General features: G+C 53.5%; 2 tRNA genes. Both read right to left on the reverse strand.

Annotation, left to right across the window (positions count from 1 at the left end):
* Positions 1–65 precede the first annotated feature (65 nt).
* Positions 66–139 (reverse strand) — tRNA-Ile (locus ADI58_RS10040).
* A gap of 13 nt (positions 140–152) precedes the next feature.
* Positions 153–226 (reverse strand) — tRNA-Met (locus ADI58_RS10045).
* Between the last annotated feature and the right edge of the window lie 58 nt (positions 227–284).

Below are 284 nucleotides of genomic sequence, written 5' to 3' on the forward strand. Positions count from 1 at the left end.
ACGCCTGACGGTTTTCAAGACCGTTCCCTTCAGCCGGACTTGGGTAATCCTCCATGCTATTCAAATGGACCTTGTAGGACTTGAACCTACGACCACTCGGTTATGAGCCGAGAGCTCTAACCAGCTGAGCTAAAGGTCCAACAAGATCATTATAGCGGCGAAGGGGATCGAACCCCCGACCTCCCGGGTATGAACCGGACGCTCTAGCCAGCTGAGCTACACCGCCATATATCGGGAAGACAGGATTCGAACCTGCGACACCTTGGTCCCAAACCAAGTACTCT

Source organism: Streptococcus mitis (assembly GCF_001074635.1).
Lineage (GTDB): Bacteria > Bacillota > Bacilli > Lactobacillales > Streptococcaceae > Streptococcus > Streptococcus mitis_E.